We start from the raw sequence: 6,910 nt of genomic DNA, 5'->3' as shown, positions 1-6,910 counted from the left end.
ATTCACATTCACTGGTAAAATGAGAATAGTTATGTCCGCACCTGGTGAGGAATAATCATTTTAATTTATCAGAATTAGGAGTGAGAATTTGTGATCTATGTCGCTTGTGGCTTAATTATGATGGTGATTGGGATACTTTGGCTGATTTCGCCAGCTAAAAAGCCTAATCGAATTTATGGTTATTTATCTTATCTGGCGCAAGTCAATAAAGAGAGTTTTAAATTTGCTCAAAGGAGGGCAAGTTTATATTGTATTCTCTTTGGTTTGATTCAAGTTGTGATTGGTTTAATTATTCACTTTTTGAATTGGGATCGCTATTTTCTCATTTGGTTATTAACTTTTTATTTATTTATCTTGTTGCCAATTGTTTATACAGAAAAAAGTTTGAAAAAGTTTCTGCTTAAACGGCATGAATTGCCACATGACTATGTTGATCCTGATCAAGTGAAGCGTCAAAGAACAAAGGGATTTAGGGATCGATAATGAATTTAAGAATATTAATGGTTGAAGATGACAGTTCTGTCGCTGAAATGATGGGAATGTTTTTCAAAAAAGAAGGCTGGGAACAAGATATTGCTGTCGACGGTGTCGAAGCCGTCGATATGTTTAAGAAAAATGCGGATAAGTATGATTTGATTACGCTTGATTTGAATTTGCCTAAAAAAGATGGCATTCAAGTAGCAAAAGAAGTAAGAGCAATTTCGCCTACTGTTCCTATTATCATGCTTACTGCAAAAGGTAGTGAATCAGATCAAGTACTTGGTCTAGGCATTGGTGCCGATGAATACGTCACTAAGCCTTTTAGTCCAATTGCTTTAATTGCCAGAATAAAGGCACTTCATCGTAGAGTGATGATGGAAGAAAAGCCTACTCTTGAGCAAGAGCAAAAGCAAGACTATGAGATTGAAACTGGACACTTGAAAATTTCTAAGAGTCGACGTGAAGTCTTGTTTGATGATCAACCTGTGACAGATTTAACACCAAAAGAATTTGACTTGCTTTATACAATGGCTCAAAAGCCAAAGCAAGTCTTTTCACGTGATCAGCTTTTGGAATTAGTATGGGGCTACGAATATTACGGTGAAGAAAGAACCGTTGATGCCCATATTAAAAAATTGCGTCAAAAGCTTGAAAAAGTTGGTGCAAAAGTAATCCAAACCGTTTGGGGCGTGGGTTACAAGTTTGATGATTCACAGGCAAAATAATGAAATTAATCTATCAAAACATGCTGGGCTTTTTGCTGATAATCGTGACAACTATTTCGATTATTGGTTATTCTGAGATTGGTTATGCGCGCAATCAAGCATATATGCAAAATTATCAACGAATGGAAGGCTATGCGGCTTCTCTTGGTGATTTAGCTGAAGTTGATGGAAAAAATGGCACGGCACTGCTGAGCAATAATTTTTTAAATCAATTAGAATTCGTCTTGCATGGTGATGACGTTCATTTACGTATTTTTAATGAAAAAAATGAACAGATTTATCCTAAAACTAATGCAAAAATTCAACTAGCTAAGAATGTCTTTTCTACATTAAAGACAGGACAAGAAATTCGAATTCAAAATAACCACAATGAACAATCACCTATTAGATCAACTAAGGATGCTTATACGGGTGTACTTGTTCCGTGGATGAATGGTAAGAACTTAGTTGGTGTAGCCTGGATTAGTTCACGAGTTACGCATGTTGAAAGACCAATTTATATGGCTAAGCGCAATTTGCTTAGAGCGTTGCTAATAACTGTTGCGGTTGGTTTGATTTTAAGTTTTATTATTTCGTATTATTCAACTATTCGAATTAAACGTCTATCTCGTGCAACGCAAAAGGTTGCTTCCGGGAACTTTAATGTGCAAATTCAGCATAAAGATAGTGATGAAATTGATCAGCTGGCAGAAAACTTCAATAAGATGGTTCAGGCTCTGAAACAGTCTAATGAAGAAGTTAAGGCACAAGAAAAACGGCGAGATCAATTTATGGCGGATGCAGCACACGAAATGAGGACGCCGTTGACTACAATTAACGGTATTTTGGAAGGCTTGCAATATGACGCTATTCCAGAAGAATCGAAGCCAAAATCAATTGCTTTAATGCAAAGAGAAACTAAGCGATTGATTAGGTTAGTTAATGAAAATTTGGACTACGAAAAGATTCGCAATAACCAAATTAATTTAATTAAGACTAACTTTAATGCCACGCCGATTTTGCAGGACTTAAAGTCTCAGCTTAGTCAAAATGCTGAAAAGGCAAATGATGAGCTGGAAGTAATAGCTCCTGATGATTTACCAATCTATGCTGATCGTGATCGCTTTACTCAAGTCATGGTCAACTTGGTTCAAAATGCTATTCAGTTTACTCATGATGGAAAAATTGAAATTAAGGGTAAACGAATAGAGCATGGTACAGCACTTACAGTTCAAGATAATGGTATTGGGATGAGTGAAGACCAAATCAAATATATCTTTGAACGTTTCTTTAAGGCTGATCCATCTAGAGCAAGAAGAGGTACTGGTGAGTCTGGTTTAGGACTTGCAATCGTATCATCATTGATTAAGCAGCATGGTGGTAAAGTGACAGTTGCTTCAAAGCCTGGCGAAGGATCAAAGTTTGTTGTGATCTTCTTTGATAAAGGCTATGAACAATTTGTTGAAAAATAAAAAGTCGTTAGATTAACTAACGGCTTTTTGCTTTGCGCTATTTTGCTTGATTATTGCTTGAACTAGATTGGCTGTATTTAGAATTTTCATCCTTAATATTCTTAGGGACTTGTGTAATCTCTTGAGCTCTGCCTTTTAGCTCAGGCGCATTTGTACGATAAAGATTAGTTGTGCTGCCATGATGTTTACTGTAAAGAGAAGTTGATTTAGAAGCCAGTTCTTTTATGATTTCAAGCATTTTTTGATAGTTCTCAGAATAGTTGAATTGAGTTGGATCTGCTGGAACAAAACCGGCGGGCGTGTAGAAACGCAATAGATTGTGATTGTTTAGTAAGTCTGAATAGTGCAGTGCATCTTTACCTTTTTTGGCTAATTCTGCAATTTCTTTCTTTTCTTGCGGTGTAAAGTTGATAATCTGTTTACCGTTTTCTCGATTGTAAACTGTACCTTTAATTCCTTTAGCACCAACGATTACGTATTTTTCGCTGACGATTGTGCCATTTCTGAATACTACCCAATTTTGTCTATTCTTTGAAAGTAGATCCTCACCAAATTGAGCGTAGCCTTTGGTGTTTACCCCAAGCAAATGCAATAAGGTAGGCAAGACATCAATTTCGCCACCAATTTCATGATTGATTTGTCCTTTAAGGTTATTAGCATGAATCATAAATGGTACACGCTGCATTTGCACATTATTGTAAGTATTCCAAGTATCAGAACTTTCGCCGATAATTGGTGCCAGTGTTTCATTTTCTGAATTGCTTAAACCATAGTGGTCACCATAGATTACTACCATTGTATTCTTGTATAAGCCAGATGACTTAAGGTAATTAAAAAATTCACGGATTGCCTCATCAAGATAGTGAGCAGTGACGAAGTAATTATTGATAGTTTGGTCGGTGGTGTTAGTAGTTTTGAAGTTAGGATCTTGATCTTCTTTGTCCAAATCAAATGGAATGTGGTTAGTTACTGTAATAAATTTTGTGTAGAAAGGCTGCTGCATCTGTTCTAAGTATTTAATACTTTCTGCAAAGAGCAACTTATCCTTTAAGCCGTAACCACTAGTATCTTTTGGTTGTGAAGAGTAGTAGTTTTTATCAAAGAAATAATTATAGCCCATATTTTTATAGACATCATTTCTGTTCCAAAAAGTTCCTACGTTGCCGTGGAAGACAGCAGAAGTATAACCATCTTGGCGTAATATTTGCGGAGCAGCTTGGAATGTATTTTCTGATCCGAGTGACGTGAAGAGAGAACCATCTGAAATACCATAAGTTCCAGTTTCAAGCATATTTTCTGCATCACTGGTTCTACCAAGCCCTACTTGATGATAAAAATTATTGAAGCTGATAGTATGTTTATTTTTGTATAGTGAATTTAAGAATGGAGTTACTTCTTTGCCATTGACCTTAAGGTTAATTAAAAATTGTTGGAAACTTTCAAGGTGAATGACGATCACATTACGATTTTTTTCAATACCAAAATATGGAGAAGAAGGAGCAGCGTAATTTTTCTTAGTAAAAGTTAGAATATTGTTTAAATCTGAGGCATTGGCATTTTTGGTTACTTGCCCATTTTGTGCACTTTTAATTCCGTCGTAGGCGGTGAAAGTGTCAAGTCCTAAATATTTAACTACGTAAGAGCGGTCGAAAGTGTTGCGCAAAAGTCGAGGCCGAGAAGTTTCTGCTAAGAAGATGTTTAAGGTGGTTACAAATGCCCCAATGGATGTAATTGCTAAAGGCATGGATAAACCATATGACTTTTGATCAATTTTAATTTTATGAATTGCCAAAAGCGTGATGATGATAATTAGATCTATCCAAATCAAAATATCAGTAGGATGAAGCAGGGCAACAGTACTTTTTCCTAAACCTTGCGATACCTTACCGACGTTACTCATTGTTTTAATAGTTAGAAAATCTGTAAATTGTCGGTAGTAAATGATGTTGGCAAATAATAAAGCAGTATTAGCAAAATCCATCACCAACATTGCAATGTATGATACAAGTGGTCTTGGAAAATAAAAGCCGATGCTGAGCAAAACAATTTCTACTCCAATAGGACTAAGCCACATGATGATGTGTTGATATGGATCGCTTAATCCTAAGTTAAAGTCAAAATAAGCAGCAAAGATGTATTTTATCCAAAAGCAAAAGACTAGTAGTGCTAAAAAACCAGGTCGAGTTTGAATAAAAGCAATGATTTTCTTTTTCTTCATATATTTAGTACTCCTTAACAAACATTAATTTTAAAGGTTACATCAAGCTAAAACAATGTTTTGCTAATAGTTATCTCTTTTTTAATAATTTAGATCTAAAAAAGTGAGTATAATTTTAAAGGAATAACTTGGAAAGAGGCAGAGCATGCTATTTTTTGGCCCAATATATAATTTGTTAGCAAGGCAATACGCGACCAGTATTAATCACTTTGCTTTGATTAAATTAACTTTAATGGCATTAGATAAGACAGTTTTTTATTTTTTGATTTTTGCTGTTTTACGTTTAATCTGGCTTCTTTTCATTCGCAGAAGACGCACTCTTAAGTCAGAAGCCAGTGTATGGATTTTTGCATTTTATTTAATTTTGATATTAATGCTGACAACTTTCCGAGATACCTATTTTCCTTGGCAAATTACATTGAATTTCAATAGGCCGTTAAGCGATATTAATTTGGTGTTTATGAAGGAAACTTGGAAGTTGGTGTATGCTCCTAGTCGATTAGATTTCTTTTATAATTCGTTTGGTAATATTCTTTGCTTTGTCCCATTTGGTATTTTATTTCCAATCGTATTTTCTAAGAAGCAGTCCTTTTTGAAAACTGTTCTAATAGGGATGCTATTCTCAGTTGGAATTGAAACTTTGCAATTTTTACTAGAAACTGGTGTTAGCGATATTGATGACGTTTTTTTCAATACATGCGGTGCAATCCTAGGCTATTTAATTTATCGGATATTTCGAAAAAAATGAATGCGCTGTGATTTGAGACTGGTATTCGATAAACAAGATTGTTAAAATAAGGTTGTAAAAATTTTTTATAGTTAGGAAGCAGATTTATGAGTTTAATTAAATTTGATAGTAGTAAATTAACTCCATTTGTTCACGAAAATGAATTAAGTGAAATGCAAGCTATGGTAAACGCTGCTAACACTGAACTTCGTGATGGTACTGGTGCTGGTAACGATTTCCGCGGCTGGCTTAACTTACCTGTAGATTACGACAAGGACGAATTTGCCCGCATTAAGAAGGCTGCTAAGAAGATTCAAAGCGATTCAGATGTTTTAATTTGTATCGGTATTGGTGGTTCATACCTTGGTGCACAAGCTGCAATTGAATTCTTGAACAGCAACTTCTACGGCAAGGTTGACAGTGATATGCCAACTGTTGTCTTCTGTGGTAACTCACTTTCAGGTTCATACCTTTACGACTTAATCGAATGGTTAGGCGACAAGGACTTCAGCGTTAACGTAATTTCTAAGTCAGGTACTACTACTGAACCATCAGTAGCATTCAGAATTTTCAAAGACAAGTTAATCAAGAAGTACGGTAAAGAAGAAGCTGCTAAGAGAATTTACGCAACTACTGACCGTCAAAAGGGTGCTTTGAAGACTGAAGCTGACGCAGAAGGCTACGAAGAATTTGTAGTTCCAGATGACGTTGGTGGTCGTTACAGTGTTCTTTCAGCTGTTGGTTTACTTCCAATCGCTGCTTCAGGTGCTGACATTGACGAATTAATGAAGGGTGCAGCAGACGCTCGTGCTGACTACACTGACACTGACTTGTCAAAGGCAACTCCATACCAATACGCAGCACTTCGTAACATTCTTTACCGCAAGGGTTACACTACTGAAATCGTTGAAAACTACGAACCAAGCCTTAGAATGTTTGGTGAATGGTGTAAGCAATTGATGGGTGAATCAGAAGGTAAAGACCAAAAGGGTATCTACCCATCAAGTGCTAACTTTACTACTGACCTTCACTCACTTGGTCAATACATCCAAGAAGGTTTACGTAACTTGTTCGAAACTGTTATCCGTGTTGAAAACCCACGTCACGATGTTAAGATCCCAGGCGATGAAAAGAACCTTGACCAACTTAACTTCTTGGAAGGCAAGAGCTTGAACTACGTAAACGACCGTGCTTACGAAGGTGTTGTTTTGGCCCACACTGATGGTGGTGTACCAGTTATGACTGTTAACATTCCAGACCAATCAGCACATACTTTAGGTTACATGATTTACTTCTTCGAATTAGCTAT

Annotated in this window: 6 protein-coding genes; 5 read left to right on the top strand and 1 reads right to left on the bottom strand. The window is 36.1% G+C overall.

Going from position 1 to position 6,910, the window contains the following annotated elements:
• The first annotated feature begins 90 nt into the window (after positions 1–90).
• The 3 genes from RDN22_RS10675 to RDN22_RS10665 are packed head-to-tail and all read left to right on the top strand — an operon-like array spanning position 91 to position 2,656.
• Positions 91–483, top strand: coding sequence for an SdpI family protein (locus RDN22_RS10675; RefSeq protein ID WP_308558090.1), 393 nt, complete (start codon positions 91–93; stop codon positions 481–483).
• Positions 483–1,205, top strand: a complete 723-nt coding sequence (locus tag RDN22_RS10670; protein WP_308558089.1) for a response regulator transcription factor — start codon at positions 483–485, stop codon at positions 1,203–1,205. The genes RDN22_RS10675 and RDN22_RS10670 overlap by 1 nt, the downstream gene beginning before the upstream one ends.
• Positions 1,205–2,656 carry a HAMP domain-containing sensor histidine kinase gene (locus RDN22_RS10665; RefSeq protein WP_308558088.1) on the top strand — a complete coding sequence of 484 codons (1,452 nt, stop codon included), beginning with the start codon at positions 1,205–1,207 and terminating at the stop codon, positions 2,654–2,656. Before RDN22_RS10670 ends, RDN22_RS10665 begins: the two co-directional genes overlap by 1 nt.
• A 37-nt stretch (positions 2,657–2,693) precedes the next feature.
• On the opposite strand, the gene RDN22_RS10660 is transcribed toward RDN22_RS10665, so the two are convergent.
• Positions 2,694–4,874: an LTA synthase family protein gene (locus RDN22_RS10660; protein WP_308558087.1), complete on the bottom strand. Its 2,181-nt coding sequence runs from the start codon at positions 4,872–4,874 to the stop codon at positions 2,694–2,696.
• 145 nt (positions 4,875–5,019) lie between these two features.
• Between RDN22_RS10660 and RDN22_RS10655 the strand changes: the two genes are divergently transcribed.
• Positions 5,020–5,622 (top strand): VanZ family protein, encoded by a 603-nt coding sequence (locus RDN22_RS10655; RefSeq protein WP_308558086.1) that lies wholly within the window; start codon positions 5,020–5,022, stop codon positions 5,620–5,622.
• 86 nt (positions 5,623–5,708) lie between these two features.
• The coding region (locus RDN22_RS10650; protein WP_308558085.1) for a glucose-6-phosphate isomerase at positions 5,709–6,910 on the top strand (1,202 nt) is incomplete at its 3' end.

Origin of the sequence: uncultured Lactobacillus sp. (assembly GCF_902491705.1) — a bacterium.
GTDB lineage: Bacteria > Bacillota > Bacilli > Lactobacillales > Lactobacillaceae > Lactobacillus.
This window is presented reverse-complemented; position numbering and strand designations above follow the sequence as displayed.

What these genes read in the sequence shown, in the direction of transcription:
- RDN22_RS10670 (WP_308558089.1), top strand. Translation starts at nt 483, where the DNA reads ATGAATTTAAGAATATTAATGGTTGAAGATGACAGTTCTGTCGCTGAA.
- RDN22_RS10665 (WP_308558088.1), top strand. Translation starts at nt 1,205, where the DNA reads ATGAAATTAATCTATCAAAACATGCTGGGCTTTTTGCTGATAATCGTG.
- RDN22_RS10660 (WP_308558087.1), bottom strand. Translation starts at nt 4,874, where the DNA reads ATGAAGAAAAAGAAAATCATTGCTTTTATTCAAACTCGACCTGGTTTT.
- RDN22_RS10655 (WP_308558086.1), top strand. Translation starts at nt 5,020, where the DNA reads ATGCTATTTTTTGGCCCAATATATAATTTGTTAGCAAGGCAATACGCG.